Below are 16,025 nucleotides of genomic sequence, written 5' to 3' on the forward strand. Positions count from 1 at the left end.
AAGTTGGAATGATGTTCGATTAAATGCACATTCACATTGGAACTACTTTAAATTTTAACAATAGTTTATGAAAGTTGGAAGACCCAATAATATTATAGGGTCTTTTATAATATAGGTAGGAGCTTATGAAATTAAAATTAGGTGTTTTAGGACTCTTTTTTTGCTTAATTGCCCATCCATATTTTTGAGAATCAGATGACTTAACAGTTCCCCAAAGATTAGTTATCGAAGATTTTGAACCAATATTATTCGGAGATTTAACATAGTAATTAGAATAACCATAGTTATCATTCACACCATAATTCCATTCATCAATAATCGGATATGGGGCTGGATATGCTACTTCTGCACTAACGATACTAGTCATAGTAGTTAGCCCAAAACCTAAAGAAACTGTAACTAATAAAGCTAATAATTTTATAGATTCTAATTTTTAAATATATATATATTTAATCTTTGCCTACTTTTTTGAAATATTTAGAACATTGAACTCACTCCCCTTCTATCCTATCCACCTTATCTCCACGGCCACCTCCATGGGAGTGCATTTACAAGCATTATTAGCGTCATTGCCAATAAAATAGAATTGTATTTCACTTTCTTCATTTTTGCCCTCCTTTTTATTTCATGATATACTATTTTAAAACGCTTTCTCAAAACGTAGCTTTTAGTAACATTTTCAAAGAGGGTTCTTATGCGCTGGGATTATGGAAAAATCTATAAAGAAATTAGGAAATCAAAAGGGTTGACTCAAGAAGAAATTTGTGGGGATTTTTTAGCTCGCTCAACTTTGGCACGAATTGAAAGCGGGCAAGTCGTGCCAAAGTTCGATACCATGATTTTTTTACTTCGCCAGATAGATATGACACTAGAAGAATTTAAATACATTTGTGATTATTATCAACCTAGTCAGAGACAGAAAATTTTAAATTCTCTTTATAACCAAGGTGAGACTATTGTAGGGACGAAAGGTTTGTTACAATTAAAGAGAGAATGCGAGGCATATCTATATAAACATTCCGATATTACGATTAAACATGCTTTAGATATCATCAATATTACTATTCATCTGAGACAAAATGGAATTTCTGAGACAAAAGAAATTAATGCTACTACCAATAAAATTTGGGCGTATTTAGAAAAACAGGACACTTGGTATGAAAGTGATTTTCGACTTCTTTCTACTATCCTTTATTTCTTCCCTTTAGAAAATATCAAACAATTTACCCAAAAGATTTTAAATAGCATAAAAAAATACCAATCATTTCGCAATGGGAATAATCTACAAATCGGACTCTTAGTCAACCTTTCTACCATCTATCTTTATAATGGATTAAAGAGAGAATGCGCTGAAATTACTACGTACATTTACGATTTGTCAAAAAAAGAAAAACGTTATGATTCCCTCGGGCTTTCACAGATTCGACTTGGAATTTGCAAAAATGATAGCGAATTAATAAAAAAAGGGATTGCTCTACTACAACTTGCCGATGAAAAAGAGCTAGTAAAATCTCTAAAAGAAGAAATTGAAAAATACCGTTGAGAATCTTTCTCAAACGGTATTTTTATGTGGATTAAAGTCACAATCATTTTCATGATCATTGATAAGGCAAGCTGCTTCTAGGAATGAATAGACACAAACGGAACCGATAAATTGAAATCTTTGACAAGGTGTCAAAATACTTTTACAGTCTCTTATTAAACAAAAGGAATCACTATTTTAAATGATTTACATTCTCTCTACTCTCTAAAGATAAATTAGCTGATTATACATTACTTTCATCTTTCTATCTTAAAATAAATGAAATAATAAAAGCAATGATATTGTTGCAACAATGAAGGGTAATTGGATACCAGATATTTTTGTCCTTTCTCAGATACAAGAGCGAGAAAAGAAGACCTGCGGCAATATAGGAAATAGCTGTCACCCACTCTGATAAGGCCCAGCTGTGCATATGAAGAGTGGCAAATAGAATGGTTGTCAACACAATACCTAGCCAGTCAGAGAATTTTGCCAAGAAAGTGCCTAGGAAAAAGCGGCGGAAGAAAAACTCTTCAACGAACGGCCCGATAAAGCAACCGAAAACCAAGATTAGAAAGGGATTTTTCAACAAGGCACCTTGAATATTGGCATCATTCTGCCCCTGCAGCGGCAAGCCCAGACTCTGCTTAATCAAGGCTGAAAGCTGGTTGCAGGCAATAGACAGGAGGAAAACGAAGACCATATACAAGGAGATCGTTTTTAAAAATTCCTTCTTCTTAGTCAGAATCAAGGCCAACTGCTCCTTTAATTCTTCACGATAAGCTAAGATTCCCAAGATAAATAAAAGGAAATAAACTGGATAAATTAGCCAATTTATTCCAATCAGCTGCAAGCCTCTACCTAGAAACAAAATAGTATAGAGGGTGATAAAAATGAGGAGAATTTTTCTTGTTTTCATTGTTCTACTTCCAATCACAATCATTTTCATGGTCATTGATAAGGCCAGCTGCTTCTAAGAATGAATAGACACAAACTGGACCGACAAATTTGAAGCCTTGCTTTTTCAGCGCCTTGGACATAGTTTCTGAAAGCTCGGTCTTAGTTGGGGCTTCCTCGTAGTCCAAAATTTCATTGTCAATCGTTTTGAAATCTACAAAGGACCAGATATAGTCATTAAAAGAGCCAAACTGCTTTTGAACAGCCAAAAAAGCTTGGGCATTAGCCCTAGTTGCATAAATTTTCATCTTGTTACGGATGATGTCGGGATTGCCCAACAAATCATCCAGATCCGCATCCGTCATCTGAGCAATTTTCTGGGCATCATAGAAATGAAAAGCTTCCCGAAAAGCCTGACGTTTATTCAGAATGGTCTCCCAAGAAAGTCCAGCCTGATAAGTCTCCATGCAGAGCAATTCAAATAATTTCTGATCATCATGGAGAGGCTTGCCCCACTCCTCATCATGATAGGCCACATATAAGGGGTTGTTCATTTTTACCCAGCCGCAGCGTTTGGTCATATTCTATTCTCCAATCTTTGAAACATAGCTAGGCAAGGGAACCGTAGACCTGTCTAATAAATTAATCCAACGATTAATATCTGGTGGCAGAGGGTTAAATTTCTCATCTGTTTGATAACTTGTTTGACTATCTGTTTCTATTCCAGTTAATGTTTCAATCTGTTCTCGAAGCTGATCTACAGACATCCAATCAGTCCAACTTTCAAATAAACTTTCTGAGGCCAGAGTTATACCATACCATTCTTCAAACCATCCAATGTAGTCTGCACTTAACAAATAGAGTTGTTGAAAGGAACAGGGCTCACCACTCACCTCTATTCCATCAACATAAGTATCACTATCTACAACCGTTACATCACGATTACAAAATTCACAAGGAATCGGTCCTACTTGACCATATCGAGACGACATATGTAAAAATAATTCCGTTTGAGTTTGTTCACAATATTTACAATACAAAGGAAAAGTTTTACAGTCTAGCCAGACATCTTCTATCTTACCATTCCTAAATCTTAGGGCTATATTATTGTTAACATTTTTGCTTTCAGCATAACTAATTCGAGCAATCCCCATTATTTCACCAACATCTTGAGAGCTGACTTGATGTAGTTCTCTGCTGTATCCGTCGTTCCTTCAAAGAATTTCTTGATTTTCTTGAGCTCAGTAGCCTTGTATCCCAGAGCCAGCATAGCTTCCATAGCTTCTTCAAGCTCTTGATTATCCGCAGTCTGGACGGGCGCCTTGCTTTCTGCTTGACCATCTGCCGCCACTACCTTGCCTTCTAAGTCCAGCACCATCTGCTGGGCCGTCTTCTTGCCAATCTTAGGAAACTTGGTCAGATAGGTGATATTTTTTTGCTCAATAGCTTGCACTAAGCCAACATTATCATCCGCCGCAATAATAGCTAGGGCAGACACTGGGCCAATACCTGAGACTGAAATCAAGCTGAGAAAGAGCTGCTTCTCCTCCTCGGTCGCAAAACCGTACAGGAGCTCCGCGTCTTCTCTCACCACCTGGTGGACATAGACCTTGGCTTCCTGATGGAGATGACCTGAGTAAGCATAGGGGTTGGCCACATGAAGAATATAGCCGATAGAGTTGACTTCCAATACAATGTACTTGGCTGTGATTTTACTGATGATTCCTTTAAAATATTCGTACATAATCTTCCTTCTTGTTGTATCATTTTGCCTATCTAGTATATCATATTTTCTGTCTGGAAACTGCAAACAGAAGTGCAACCATTGGTTGACAAAATGTACAGGAAGCTGTATTCTCAAGATAACTAAAAGCTGTTAGGATAGAGTTAGCAAAGAAAAGGAGGCTGCGATTATGAAACTCGCTGATAAATTATTTGAACTAAGAAAAGAAAAAGGCTGGTCACAAGAAAAACTGTCTGAACAAATCAATGTCTCTCGCCAAAGCATTTCCAAGTGGGAGTCTGGCCAAGCGCTGCCAGAGCTGGAAAAAATTGTAGAGCTGAGCAAGATTTTCCAAGTGACGACGGATTATCTACTTTTAGAAGAAAGCGACAAGCCTGAAATAAAACCCGTCCTCTCAGAAGACGAAAAGAACCGCTACTACAAGGAAGTAAAATCTTATGGCTTCTGGCAGGTTTTGTATATTTTTGTATCAGCTCTGGCTATCTTTCTCTTCTTTGCAGGTTCTAGCTTTCCAGCAAAATTCACTGCGCTGGTCTGGTTGACCTTCTTCCTCTTAATCGCATCAGCAATAGCTATTAACAAGGCGCTAAAGATTAAGAAAAAGTATCTGGACAAGGTTATAGGCCTCGATGAGGATTCTAAGAAAGAAGGTGCTCAAGATGAAACTAAAAACTGACAATCCCATACCTGTCAAAACTCGTCTGAAAGAGCTGCTTGGAGACTGGCTCTTCATCTCATTCTATCTCATTTCTCTTTTTTTACTAGCTATGGGCTTTTACAATCTGGTTCTAGGAGGCATTCCTGCATTTACTGAAGCTCAGAGCCAGCTTCTGGCTTTTTCTAGCTCCGTCCTGCCTCTAACTATCATCTTTGCTTGGCTAGACTATCGAAAAGGAAGTTTTGGCAAGCGTTGGGCAGGTTTACAGTTGGTTTACAAGCACAGGAATCTTTCCCACAGCCTTTTGCGATCTGCTATCAAGTTTTTCCCTTGGCAGCTGGGACATATAGGAGCTATCCGTAGTGCTTATCAAGCAGATGCCCTGTCAATTTTCTTGTCAACTTCAGCAGGGATTCTCTTCTTGGCCTTTCTGCTAATGGGACTGCTTCGCAAGGACAAATGCCATCCAGCTGATTTACTTGCTGGAACGCAAGTTCAGCTCAAAAATTCAAAACAGCTCTAGTTCTATAACTAGGGCTGTTTGATTTTCTATAAGGTTTAGTATTTCCCTAACTCCCGCAGGCTAGTATGATTTTCCTGAATGCGGCGGAACATTTTTTCCATATCCGACTTGGTAAAGTTAACCAAGACCGGCCGGCCGTGTGGGCAGTTGTAAGGATTGTCACACTGGGATAGCTGAAAGAGCAAGTCACGCGCAGAGTAGTCATCCAGACTGTGGTTGGCCTTGATGGATCGTTTGCAGCTCATCATAATGGCCAGCTCTGCTCGATATTTCTTGATAGAAACTTCCTTGGTCAGGAGAAGCATGTCACACATCTCATAGATGCCTGCTTCAATCTCCTCTTCCTTAAACCAAATGGGATGCTCACGGAGGATAAACTGGTTGGCTCCATACTCTTCTAAAAAGATGCCAGCATCTTCTAAGAGCTCCATCCGCTGCTTGATTCGCAACATATCGTCCGCTGGAAATTCAAAGATATAGGGCACTAAGAGCTGCTGCTGGCTATTGTCCACATCTCCTATCTTCTCTCGATAATACTCATACTTGACCCGCTCTTGGGCAGCATGCTGGTCAATAATGTAAAGACCACCCTTGCCCTGAGCAAAGAGATAGGTGCCATGCATCTGTCCAAAATATTCTAACTCTGGGAAGCTTGACTTCTCTTCCTGCTTCAACTTATCCACAGCCCGCTCCAGACTGGCTTGATCTAGCTCTGGATGGTCTAGCTGGTCATAGCTGGCCGGCTTCCTCTCTGCAAATTTGACCGAAGTCGGTTGTGGCTCTGCTTTTTCGTCAGTATTTGCCTGAACAGGTCCTACTGATTCTTCAAAGGATAGCTGCTGCTCGGCCACCTGTGGCTTGAGGAAGAAGTCATTCTGCTCCTTATCATAGTAGAGGCGATTTTCTTTCAGCGGGAGGCTGGTCTGTTCGGGCTTAGTCGCACGCTTAACAGTTGATTTGGCTAGATTTTCCAAAGCATCCGGGATAAGATCCTGCTCCTTGAGACTGGTTGCAATAGCTTGCGAAATCAAGGCCATGAGTTCCCGCTCTTTAGAAATTCGCACCTCTTGCTTGGTCGGATGGACATTGACATCGGCCAGATAGGGGTCAATCTGAATATTGATGACCGCTAGTGGAAAGCGGCCTACCATCAGCTTGCTGCCGTAGCCATCCAAAATAGCACGATTGAGCAGGAAATTCTTGATATAGCGGCCATTGATGAGAATCGTAATATAATTCCGATTCGCACGAGTCAACTCAGGCAGGCTGACATAGCCGCTCACCTCAAAGTCCAAATCTGAAGCAGAGATTTCCACCATTTTCTTAGCTGTTGCCAAACCATAGATTCCTGCAATAGCCTGCCGAAGATTGCCGCTGCCGGCAGTCCGTGTCATTTCGCGGCCGTCGCTGATAAGGGTGAAAGCCACTTCCGGATGGGCCAGACTGAGCCGATTAATCACATCAACGATATGGGAAAGCTCAGCCTGCTGGCTCTTCATATACTTGAGCCGGGCCGGAGTATTGAAGAAGAGATCTTCTATCTTGATTTTCGTTCCTACCGGACTGCTAGTAGGCTCATGCTCTTCAATCTCACCGCCTTGGGCAACCAGCAGAGTCCCGTGCTGGCCAGTTTCTGTCGCTGTCTCAATGGTAAAACGCGAGACAGAAGCAATGGAAGGAATGGCCTCGCCACGGAAACCCAGTGTCCGAATCCGAAAGAGATCCGCCTGTTTCTTGATTTTACTGGTAGCATGGCGTCGAAGGGCCAGAGGAACATCTTCGTGGTCTATGCCTTCGCCATCATCCGTTACCTGGATAGTCTTGAGTCCGGCCTCCTCGATTTCGATGGTAATCTGGCTGGCACCCGCATCAATTGAATTTTCCACCAACTCCTTGACCACGCTGCTAGGCCGCTCAATGACTTCACCAGCCGCAATCTGATTGGCTAGAATTTCTGGAAGTTCGATAATTTTTGACATCTTTTTCTCCGTATTTGTTCTGCTATCTATTATAACACATTGGGCTCTTTCTATCAGAAGGCAGCCTTTTCTCAACCACTCTGCTCGCAAACCAAACCAGATAGACACAAATAGCTGCCACACCTACCGTAAAATTCAAAAAATTAACAGTGGTTTATCTGGAGAATCATGAGAAACAAAAAACAGTTCAAATTTGAACTGTTTTTATTCTACTGGCGGAACTGGAGGCATAAACAGCTCTTTCAAATCATCAACTGTATCTGCTCTCATCCATTCTGGCATTCCTGGTTTCCAGACTAAGGTTGAAGAGAGGAATTGCCCTGATAGAGACATTTGTGTTAGGGTATTTCTATCATAAGGTCCAGATGCTTGTCCATTGACAGCAATATGATAAGCAGTTGTTGGAATCGGAGGAGGTGAATCAACTGACTGTTGTTGGGAGTTGCCTGACATCATATTATTCATAGCTCCAGCAATATTTTGTCCTACAGCGCCTCCTACTGCCATTCCTGCCATCATAGTAGCGGGGTTGAAGCCTGCATCTCCTCCCAGAGAAACTGTTCCCGAACCATTAGCGCCCATTTGGTCCAATGCATCAGCGCCAGCAATACCAACTTCGGACTGCTTTTCGACTTGAAATGCACCTAGGTTTGCAGATTGTGTTTGCTTATGCTGTGCATATTGTCCTTCTTCACGTTGGATACGTATCCGTTCAACATAGTCAGTAGTTTCTGCTTGTATTTTAGCTGTGGCAACATCCTTGGTAACCAACATAAGCTGTTGATAGCCTTGACTTGATTTATCAATCTCTATTGCAGCTATATCAAGACTTGAAACAGTGACACCAAAATTCTCCCTTAATCTTTCCACGACATCATGTTCAAGAGCTTCATTAATTTGTGAAATTTTGCTTTCAAGATTAATGACAGGAATGTTATTCTCTGTAGGAGCATTCGTTACAATATGTTTAGCATATCGGGCTACAGCATCCCGAATTTGCTTTTGAAAATCATCAAGATTAAAAGTATTCAGCCTGTGTAACTTGATAAATTCTTTATAATCAGTAATTTTAAAATTAATCGTACCACGAACTGCAACAGGAACACCAAAGTCTAAAAACCTTGGATCATAGACGTCAAAAAACGGCACTGCAAACTTGACTTGAATAATTTGCGCAAGATTTATGAAATAGACTTCTGCCGGAAATGGTGTGCCACCTTCATAAGCCAGACCAACTATGCTTGCCAGCACAGGAAAGTTAGAGGTCTTAATAGTCTGATCATATGGACCTACAATTAAGTCCTGCAGTGTACCATCTTTTTGTTTATAGACAAAGACAGCAACCTCTCCATCTTTGACCCGCAAAGAAGAGCCCCAACGAATGGCATTTTCTCTCTTACCTACACCCTGTTTCACTCCTACAGGGTGCCACTTCCATATCAAATAGGACACTTCATCGCAACGAATTTCATCCATGAAACCGCCTGTGCGGCTGTTTTTAGCAAACAATTCCATAATAATAACCTTTCTAAATTTAATTAATCATCGATCTAAATATGCCATAATACCTACAAAAATCATTAAGAAAATATATGCTAAAATGATACTGACAAAGACTAGTTTTTTCCCCCATTTTACTTTATTCAATTGTTTCATCTTTTGTCCATAAAGTTCTTTAATTTTAATAAAGTCTGGAGAATTAGGGAAACTGAAACGGGCTTTTTCATAAGCCTGTTCAAACTTAGCCAACCAGGCATCCGAGATAGCTCTTTGGGAAGATACATTATTCCCTTCAGCCCCATATAATTTTAAATCGATATTTGAAGCTGCCAAAATCATAAATTCTAGAATATCTTCTTTAGTATTGGGAATAGAAAAACTACGAATCAAGTTTATTTTTTGTTCATCAGTTTTGTTAAACTTACCAAACATATCCCCTATAAATGAGTATACTTTATTCGTATCTGTGCGTACACTTTCAATTTGTTCAAGTTTTTCAGCAAACTCTTTCACGACAGAAGCTCCCTTCGCTCCTCTCAATTCATATCCGCAAGTGGGACAAACGGTCATAAAAGAATCCAGCCTCTCAGCACAATTCGGACATTTATATAATTCCCCATCATAGACTGTTTTTCGTTGTGACGTCCCTGTATTCGTTTCTCCTACTGCAACGCCGCAATTACTACAAAAATGAGCTCCCTCAGCAAGGGTTTGCCCACAGTTTATACAAAATCCCATTCCCCTTTTTCTCCATTCTCCTTTTTTATATTTGAAGTTATACAACTTTATTATACAGCATTCCCACCACCATGTAAATATGAATTATCGCCTCAGTAACAAGCTTCTAAGCGATTACAAGAAAATTAATTAGAACGAAAAAGAGCTTGATTTAGTATCAGGCTCTGATTTGTCTATTTTACAACTTCTTCTTGAGCTCGGCCACTGCTGCCATGACTTCCAGGGGGGTCATATTGTAGATGTCCAAGTCTCGGAGTTCAGTCAGGACTGGATTTTCCGTTCCTTCTGCAAAAAGAGACATCTGCTCCGCCACTTGCGACTGCTTCGGTCTGGATGCAGTAGGAAGCTCTGAGCCTAGTCCTGTATCCTGACTCTCCAAATGACTCAAAATGCTATCCGCCCGCTCCAGCAATTTCTTAGGAAGTCCGGCAATCTTCGCCACATGAATTCCGTAGGACTTGTCAGCCGGACCTGGCTCAATTTTATGCAGGAAAGTCACCTGTCCGTCCTTTTCCAAGGTTGCCACATGGACATTTTCCAAATGCTCCAAGCTATTCTCTAAGGCTGTCAGCTCATGATAGTGGGTAGCAAAGAGGGTCTTGGCCCCAGTATAGTGATGAATATGCTCGATAATAGCCTGAGCCAGCGCCATCCCATCGTAAGTAGCCGTCCCACGGCCCAGCTCATCAAAGAGGATGAGCGAACGCTCGCTGGCCTGCCGAATGGCCCGATTGGCCTCCATCATCTCCACCATAAAGGTGGACTGGCCGGACACCAGATCATCCGCCGCACCGATGCGAGTGAAAATCGCATCGAATAGCGGCAGACTGGCAGACTGAGCAGGCACATAAGAGCCCATCTGTGCCATAATAACGATGATAGCCAGCTGGCGCATATAAGTTGATTTCCCGCTCATATTAGGCCCGGTAATCAGCTGAATGTCTGTTTCCTGGTCCAGCAGAATACTATTTGGAATGTAGCTTTGGGCACCCATGACCTTTTCCACAACAGCATGCCGACCTTTTTCAATCTGCAGACGGCGCTCCGCAGTAAAGACGGGACGCACCAAATGCTGCTGTTCAGCCACCGCAGCAAAACTCTGCAGGACATCTACAGCTGCCAGCGTTTGTGCCAAGGCCTGCAAGCGCTGGATGTATTTGCCAGCTTCCTCGCGAATCCGCATGAAAATCTCGTATTCCAAATTAGCAGATTTTTCACGCGCCTCCAGCATCTCTCCCTCAATCCGGGCCAGCTCTTCCGTTCCGAAACGCTCAGAATTTTTCAGGGTCGCCTTGCGGAAGAAATGACTAGGCACATGAGCCAACTGAGAATTGGTCACATGGAAATAGTAACCATCTTTTTTGTTATAATCAATCTTCAGATTGCTGATGCCGCTGTTAGCACGTTCTTTGACTTCCAGCTCTGCAATCCATCCGGTCCCCTCCCTCAGCACAAGCCGATACTGATCCAAGGTCTCATCAAAACCGGTCCGAATAATATTTCCCTCAGTAATGATATGGGGTGCATCCGGCGAAATGGCTGAGCTAATCAAACCTGCCAACTCTGGAATAGGATCCAAACCCTCAATCAAACGAGCTAGATGCGGGCTACCGATTCCTTGCAATATAGCCTTAATCTGAGGCACATTGCCCAATGTTGCTGCCAGCTGCAGCAGATCCTTGGGATTAGTCTTGCCAAAAGAAACCCGACTAGCCAACCGCTCAATATCATAGACTCCCTTGAGGCTCTCCGTCAAATCACTCCGCTCAAAGAAATGATCCAGAAAAACCTCGACGACATTCTGTCGCTGGCTAATTCGCGCTTCATCAATCAGCGGCCGCTGGATCCAAGAGCGCATCATACGGCCGCCCATGGCCGTCTTGGTCTCGTCCATCAGCCAATAAAGACTGCCGTGCTTCTTGCCCGAGCGAGCATTTTCTGTCAAATCCAGACTCGCCTTAGTGGCATAATCCATTTGCAGAAAGTCCCTGATTTCATAATGCTGGGCCTTCTTCAAATGGCTGAGCTCCCTCATCTGGGTCCGGTGCACATACTCCAGCAATTTCCCTGCTGCCTGACGTTCCATCGGAGACAGCTCCTCGCCCAGCAGCTGGACATCGTCCAAGGCCGTCTGTACATAGGACAGTAAAAGGTTCATCTGCCCAGCCAAGACCTGCTCCTCAGATTCTGGCAAGGTATAGCCCAGCACCACTTCCCTAGCTTTCAAATTGCGGATTTCCCCGCAGACCAGGCTAAAGTCCTCTAAACTGGTCACCTGAAACTCACCGGTCACCAAGTCCATATAAGCCAGACCATAGAGGCCGGCTGAGTAATCCAGAGCCACCAGAAAGTTATTCGCAGAGTCCGGCTTACTGGAGTCCACTACCGTTCCCGGTGTGATAACCTGAACGACCTCCCGCTTAACAACTCCCTTGGCTTCCTTGGGATCTTCCATCTGCTCCGCAATCGCTACCTTATAGCCTGATTCGACCAAAACATCAATATACTGCTGAGCCGAATGATAGGGAACTCCAGCCATGGGAATGGGATTTTCTGCATTTTTATTGCGGCTGGTGAGAGAAATCTCTAAAATCTGGGCGGCATTGACCGCATCATCATAAAACAACTCATAGAAATCCCCCATCCGAAAGAGCAAGAAAGCATCTGGATAGTCCTTTTTGATATCCAAATACTGCTGCATGCCTGGCGATAACTTTTCTACTGCCATCTCTATCCTTTCTAAAAACAAACGAGGTCAGGACTTCTGTCTCAAACCTCTCCATTTTTCCTGAAAAAACTGTGACTCTTACATCACTTCCTGTATTTGCTCTTCAATCTCCTGAGCCGCTGCCTGATCCCGGCAAACCACTAAAAGAGTATTGGCACCCGCAACAGTCCCCAGAATACGGCTATCGAACGAATTGTCCACGACATTGGCTAGCACTGTTGCCTCTCCCAGGCCAGTGCGAAGAACCAGACTAAACTCTGCCCTGGCCACACTCTCCACATGCTTGGCTAAAAACTCTATAAAATCAATTTCTTCAGTCTCATGCGCCAAAACATAATAAGTCAGCCCCTTCTTCTTAACTTTAGTCAGGCCGATTTCACGAAGGTCACGCGACAGGGTAGTCTGCGTTACATAAATCCCTTGCGCTTCCAGACGATCCTGAATCTCCTTTTGCGTTCCTAGCTTTTCCTCCTTAATCATCGTTTTGACTAACTGATGACGGTCATTCTTTCTCATTTTTACCTCATTATTGAATATTTAGAAGCTGCATTCATGAAGAATACTCCATCCGATGAAAAACTGCTTCTCCATCAATCTAGGCAAAGATTTGCAGGAATACTGAGAATAAACAAAAAACTTTAACCAAGAGTGTCAGAGAAGGAAGCATTTAGATGGAAAACTCATCTATAAATACAGGTTCTTATCCCTCTTATTATATCAGAAAAATTCCTATTAGCCCAAAAATTATTCCCAAAAAAATTGAAGATTCCTTGAAAAATGTGATAAAATAATAACAAAAGACACAAAGGAGCAAATATGGATAACAAACAGTTGATTGCCGGCGAATTGGCCAAGGTTATTGACAGCCTTGATCAAGACACTATTTTAAATTTATTGGAGCAGCCAAAGAGCTCTGAACTTGGCGATATCGCCTTCCCAGCCTTTTCTCTGGCAAAGACTGAGCGCAAAGCTCCTCAAATCATCGCTGCTGACATCGCTGAAAAGATTAATACAGCGCATTTTGACAAAGTCGTTGCGACTGGTCCTTATGTCAACTTTTTCCTCAGCAAGGCTGAAATTTCTGGACAAGTTATCAAAGAAGTCATCAAAGACGGAGCTGACTACGGCCAACAGAATGAAGGAAATAATCAGAATATCACCATTGACCTGTCCAGTCCAAACATTGCCAAGCCTTTCTCAGTCGGTCACTTGCGCTCTACTGTTATCGGTGATGCTCTTTCCAACATCTTCCGCAAGATTGGCTACAACACCATCAAAATCAACCACTTGGGAGACTGGGGCAAACAGTTTGGTCTCTTGATGGTAGCTTATAAGAAGTGGGGAAGCCAGGAAGCTGTTGAAGCCAACCCAATCGACGAGCTCCTCAAACTCTACGTGCGTATCAATGCCGAGATTGAAAACGACCCATCTCTGGATGAAGAAGGCCGCCTTTGGTTCAAGAAGCTGGAAGACGGTGACCCAGAAGCAACTGAGCTCTGGCAATGGTTCCGAGACGAAAGTCTGACAGAATTCAACCGTATCTACGAACTCCTAGGTGTCGAATTTGACAGTCTAAATGGTGAAGCCTTCTACAACGATAAGATGGACGAAGGGATTCAAATCCTCGAAGACAAGGGTCTCCTGCAGGAATCCAAAGGAGCTAGCATTGTAGACTTGGAAGACTTTAACCTTCCGCCTGCTATGATTAAAAAATCAGACGGTGCCACCCTCTACATCACACGTGATATCGCAACAGCCATCTACCGGGCTCGCACTTACAACTTTGTCAAAAATGTCTATGTTGTAGGTCAAGAACAGGCCAACCACTTCAGACAGCTCAAGGCCGTTCTGAAAAAGATGGGCTTTGACTGGAGCGATGACATGATTCACGTTGACTTTGGTCTGGTGACTAAGAACCGTCAAAAACTGTCTACACGTAAAGGAAATATTATCCTCCTCGAACCAACTCTGCTAGAAGCTATCAGCCGTGCTAAGAGCCAGATTGAAGCTAAAAACCCAGATTTGGAAAACAAGGAAGCTGTTGCTCGTGCAGTTGGGGTAGGAGCAGTTAAGTTCTACGACCTCAAAACTGACCGCCGCAATGGTTACGACTTTGATCTGGAAGCTATGGTTTCCTTCGAGGGAGAAACAGGCCCTTACATCCAGTATGCCTATGCTCGTATCCAGTCTATCCTGCGCAAGGCGAACTTCCAGCCAGATGTAGCGGCTACATACAGCCTGAACGATTCAGAAAGCTGGGAAATTATCAAGCTGCTCCAAGACTTCGGCCGTGTTGTCAAGCGTGCTGCTGATAACTATGAGCCATCTCTGATTGCCAAATACGCTATCAGTCTGGCTCAAGCCTTTAACAAATACTATGCGCACACTCGGATTCTGGATGAAAGCCCTGAGCGCGACAGCCGTCTGGCTCTCAGCTACTCAACAGCTGTTGTCCTCAAAGAAGCTCTGCGTTTGCTGGGAGTAGAAGCCCCAGAAAAGATGTAAGCTTGATTTAGAACATCAAAAAACGAAAACCTCACTGGTTTTCGTTTTTTTCAATATGATAAAGTTCTTCAATAATGCCTGCTACCTTCTTAATGTCTCCCAACATGCCACGCATTTCAAAATCGGCCAAAACCGGAAATCCGAAGCGCTCTGAATATTGCTTGGCTGTCAGACAGTATTGGTTATTAAAGTTACGATTGCCACTGCCAATGACACCCAGACACTTGCTGGCATTCTGACCATAGGCGATAAAGTCCCCCACATCAGTTGTCAGAATTTCTACATCGCCATTGTCCACACCATTGCCACCCTCCAGATAAGTTGGCAGAAAAGCGATGAAAGGATTGCCCATTTCAAAAAAGGGGATTCCTTCCTTTACTAGGTCTTTGATATGAATCTTCTCTACCTCTAGGCTTGGATGCTGCTCCAACAAATAGTCTGTCAGCCGACGGACAAAACTCTCTGTATTGCCGCTCAAGCTGATGTAAACCAAGGAAACCTTTGTCATTTTATTCTCCATTCTAAAAAATAACAGATATTGCTTCTTAAAATTGTAAGCACTTATCTGTTATTTGTCAAATTTTATTCGCTCGCAGCTAGTTCTGCTTTTTCAGCCTCTTTTTGCTGCTGGATTAGCTTAAAGACGACGATGGAAAGATAAATTAAACTGATAATAAAGCCCAGCACTGTTCCTAAAAGAAGACTGTTTGAATGCGTTGCAATGTTCTCAGGGCTTGTAAATACCTTGCCAACAATCCCTTTCGATGAAATATAGACGTAAACTTGAGATAACAAACTGATTAGTATATAAACGATATAGCTAATATTAGCCATCTGCAGATTTTTTCTAACCAAAAAGACGATAGATGCTATTAACAGAGCCGTCATAACGAAAAAAATCAGCATATTCATTCCATTGCGAAGAAATTCAAAATAAAGTTTATTAAACTGATTTGTCTGATCACTCAACTCTTTTGAGAAACCGATTTGTGTATAATCTACCTCAGAAAACTCGGAGAAAAAACGGCTCCATACTSCCAGTAAAGTTCCGATTGCTGACAATCCCAGCAAAACATAAAGATAAATTGGTTTCTTTTTCATGAACGCCTCCTGTAAAGAAATATTTTCACTTATTATACACCGAAAAGAAAAAGCTGACAAGGCCGATTGACTTACACCTTTTCAGAAGCCCACACAATAGCTAAATCCTTATTCATTTCTTCGACTAAAA

The 16,025-nt window shown here is 42.3% G+C and carries 15 protein-coding genes and 2 pseudogenes; 4 read left to right on the forward strand and 13 right to left on the reverse strand.

Annotated features, from left to right (window positions below; genetic code table 11):
• Positions 1 to 169: 169 nt before the first annotated feature.
• Positions 170 to 367: pseudogene (locus K4H96_RS12305) on the reverse strand (hypothetical protein); the annotation flags it as partial.
• A 327-nt stretch (positions 368 to 694) separates the two neighbouring features.
• Between K4H96_RS12305 and K4H96_RS00270 the strand changes: the two are divergent.
• Positions 695 to 1,543: a helix-turn-helix domain-containing protein gene (locus tag K4H96_RS00270; RefSeq protein WP_223337799.1), complete on the forward strand. Its 849-nt coding sequence runs from the start codon at positions 695 to 697 to the stop codon at positions 1,541 to 1,543.
• Between the two features lie 9 nt (positions 1,544 to 1,552).
• Here the strand turns inward: K4H96_RS00270 and K4H96_RS00275 are convergent.
• The 5 genes and pseudogenes from K4H96_RS00275 to ruvA all read right to left on the reverse strand — a co-directional run.
• Positions 1,553 to 1,666, reverse strand: a pseudogene (locus K4H96_RS00275) (DNA-3-methyladenine glycosylase I); the annotation flags it as partial.
• Positions 1,667 to 1,787: 121 nt separating this feature from the next.
• Entirely contained in the window at positions 1,788 to 2,441 is a 654-nt protein-coding gene (locus K4H96_RS00280; RefSeq protein ID WP_223337802.1) for a CPBP family intramembrane glutamic endopeptidase, read from the reverse strand.
• A 4-nt stretch (positions 2,442 to 2,445) separates the two neighbouring features.
• Positions 2,446 to 3,000: a DNA-3-methyladenine glycosylase I gene (locus K4H96_RS00285; RefSeq protein WP_223337804.1), complete on the reverse strand. Its 555-nt coding sequence runs from the start codon at positions 2,998 to 3,000 to the stop codon at positions 2,446 to 2,448.
• A gap of 3 nt (positions 3,001 to 3,003) precedes the next feature.
• Positions 3,004 to 3,573 (reverse strand): hypothetical protein, encoded by a 570-nt coding sequence (locus K4H96_RS00290; RefSeq protein WP_227956298.1) that lies wholly within the window; start codon positions 3,571 to 3,573, stop codon positions 3,004 to 3,006.
• On the reverse strand, positions 3,573 to 4,163 hold the full coding sequence (gene ruvA / locus K4H96_RS00295; protein ID WP_223337806.1) for a Holliday junction branch migration protein RuvA: 591 nt from the start codon (positions 4,161 to 4,163) through the stop codon (positions 3,573 to 3,575). Before ruvA ends, K4H96_RS00290 begins: the two co-directional genes overlap by 1 nt.
• Positions 4,164 to 4,332: 169 nt before the next feature.
• Between ruvA and K4H96_RS00300 the strand changes: the two genes are divergently transcribed.
• Positions 4,333 to 4,839 carry a helix-turn-helix domain-containing protein gene (locus tag K4H96_RS00300; RefSeq protein ID WP_223337807.1) on the forward strand — a complete coding sequence of 169 codons (507 nt, stop codon included), beginning with the start codon at positions 4,333 to 4,335 and terminating at the stop codon, positions 4,837 to 4,839.
• Entirely contained in the window at positions 4,823 to 5,344 is a 522-nt protein-coding gene (locus K4H96_RS00305) for an RDD family protein (protein WP_223337808.1), read from the forward strand. The genes K4H96_RS00300 and K4H96_RS00305 overlap by 17 nt, the downstream gene beginning before the upstream one ends.
• Before the next feature lie 35 nt (positions 5,345 to 5,379).
• On the opposite strand, the gene mutL is transcribed toward K4H96_RS00305, so the two are convergent.
• The 5 genes from mutL to argR all read right to left on the reverse strand — a co-directional run bounded on the left by mutL (position 5,380) and on the right by argR (position 12,805).
• Positions 5,380 to 7,323: a DNA mismatch repair endonuclease MutL gene (mutL, locus tag K4H96_RS00310; RefSeq protein ID WP_223337809.1), complete on the reverse strand. Its 1,944-nt coding sequence runs from the start codon at positions 7,321 to 7,323 to the stop codon at positions 5,380 to 5,382.
• Positions 7,324 to 7,527: 204 nt separating this feature from the next.
• Positions 7,528 to 8,838, reverse strand: a complete 1,311-nt coding sequence (locus K4H96_RS00315; protein WP_223337810.1) for an SPFH domain-containing protein — start codon at positions 8,836 to 8,838, stop codon at positions 7,528 to 7,530.
• A 27-nt stretch (positions 8,839 to 8,865) separates the two neighbouring features.
• Positions 8,866 to 9,561, reverse strand: a complete 696-nt coding sequence (locus tag K4H96_RS00320; RefSeq protein ID WP_227956300.1) for a zinc ribbon domain-containing protein — start codon at positions 9,559 to 9,561, stop codon at positions 8,866 to 8,868.
• Positions 9,562 to 9,739: 178 nt separating this feature from the next.
• The gene (gene mutS, locus K4H96_RS00325) at positions 9,740 to 12,289 is read right to left on the reverse strand and encodes a DNA mismatch repair protein MutS (RefSeq protein WP_223337812.1); all 2,550 of its coding nucleotides are present in this window, start codon (positions 12,287 to 12,289) and stop codon (positions 9,740 to 9,742) included.
• A 78-nt stretch (positions 12,290 to 12,367) separates the two neighbouring features.
• A complete protein-coding gene (argR, locus tag K4H96_RS00330) occupies positions 12,368 to 12,805 on the reverse strand; it encodes an arginine repressor (protein ID WP_002894105.1) in 438 nt (145 codons plus the stop codon).
• A 300-nt stretch (positions 12,806 to 13,105) separates the two neighbouring features.
• On the opposite strand from argR, the gene argS reads away from it, so the two are divergent.
• Positions 13,106 to 14,794, forward strand: a complete 1,689-nt coding sequence (argS, locus tag K4H96_RS00335) for an arginine--tRNA ligase (RefSeq protein ID WP_223337813.1) — start codon at positions 13,106 to 13,108, stop codon at positions 14,792 to 14,794.
• Positions 14,795 to 14,825: 31 nt separating this feature from the next.
• Here argS and nrdI read toward each other — a convergent pair whose 3' ends face one another.
• Entirely contained in the window at positions 14,826 to 15,314 is a 489-nt protein-coding gene (gene nrdI / locus K4H96_RS00340; RefSeq protein ID WP_223337814.1) for a class Ib ribonucleoside-diphosphate reductase assembly flavoprotein NrdI, read from the reverse strand.
• 62 nt (positions 15,315 to 15,376) lie between these two features.
• The gene (locus K4H96_RS00345; RefSeq protein WP_227956301.1) at positions 15,377 to 15,895 is read right to left on the reverse strand and encodes an ABC transporter permease; all 519 of its coding nucleotides are present in this window, start codon (positions 15,893 to 15,895) and stop codon (positions 15,377 to 15,379) included.
• Positions 15,896 to 16,025 lie beyond the last annotated feature (130 nt).

Origin of the sequence: Streptococcus sanguinis (genome assembly GCF_020729765.1) — a bacterium.
GTDB classification, from domain to species: Bacteria; Bacillota; Bacilli; order Lactobacillales; family Streptococcaceae; genus Streptococcus; species Streptococcus sanguinis_Q.

Excerpts from the sequence above, each read along its gene's own strand:
- argS (WP_223337813.1), top strand. The coding sequence starts at position 13,106 with ATGGATAACAAACAGTTGATTGCCGGCGAATTGGCCAAGGTTATTGAC.
- argR (WP_002894105.1), bottom strand. The coding sequence starts at position 12,805 with ATGAGAAAGAATGACCGTCATCAGTTAGTCAAAACGATGATTAAGGAG.
- nrdI (WP_223337814.1), bottom strand. The coding sequence starts at position 15,314 with ATGGAGAATAAAATGACAAAGGTTTCCTTGGTTTACATCAGCTTGAGC.
- K4H96_RS00320 (WP_227956300.1), bottom strand. The coding sequence starts at position 9,561 with ATGGGATTTTGTATAAACTGTGGGCAAACCCTTGCTGAGGGAGCTCAT.
- mutS (WP_223337812.1), bottom strand. The coding sequence starts at position 12,289 with ATGGCAGTAGAAAAGTTATCGCCAGGCATGCAGCAGTATTTGGATATC.
- K4H96_RS00285 (WP_223337804.1), bottom strand. The coding sequence starts at position 3,000 with ATGACCAAACGCTGCGGCTGGGTAAAAATGAACAACCCCTTATATGTG.
- K4H96_RS00315 (WP_223337810.1), bottom strand. The coding sequence starts at position 8,838 with ATGGAATTGTTTGCTAAAAACAGCCGCACAGGCGGTTTCATGGATGAA.
- K4H96_RS00305 (WP_223337808.1), top strand. The coding sequence starts at position 4,823 with ATGAAACTAAAAACTGACAATCCCATACCTGTCAAAACTCGTCTGAAA.
- ruvA (WP_223337806.1), bottom strand. The coding sequence starts at position 4,163 with ATGTACGAATATTTTAAAGGAATCATCAGTAAAATCACAGCCAAGTAC.
- K4H96_RS00290 (WP_227956298.1), bottom strand. The coding sequence starts at position 3,573 with ATGGGGATTGCTCGAATTAGTTATGCTGAAAGCAAAAATGTTAACAAT.
- K4H96_RS00270 (WP_223337799.1), top strand. The coding sequence starts at position 695 with ATGCGCTGGGATTATGGAAAAATCTATAAAGAAATTAGGAAATCAAAA.
- mutL (WP_223337809.1), bottom strand. The coding sequence starts at position 7,323 with ATGTCAAAAATTATCGAACTTCCAGAAATTCTAGCCAATCAGATTGCG.
- K4H96_RS00280 (WP_223337802.1), bottom strand. The coding sequence starts at position 2,441 with ATGAAAACAAGAAAAATTCTCCTCATTTTTATCACCCTCTATACTATT.
- K4H96_RS00300 (WP_223337807.1), top strand. The coding sequence starts at position 4,333 with ATGAAACTCGCTGATAAATTATTTGAACTAAGAAAAGAAAAAGGCTGG.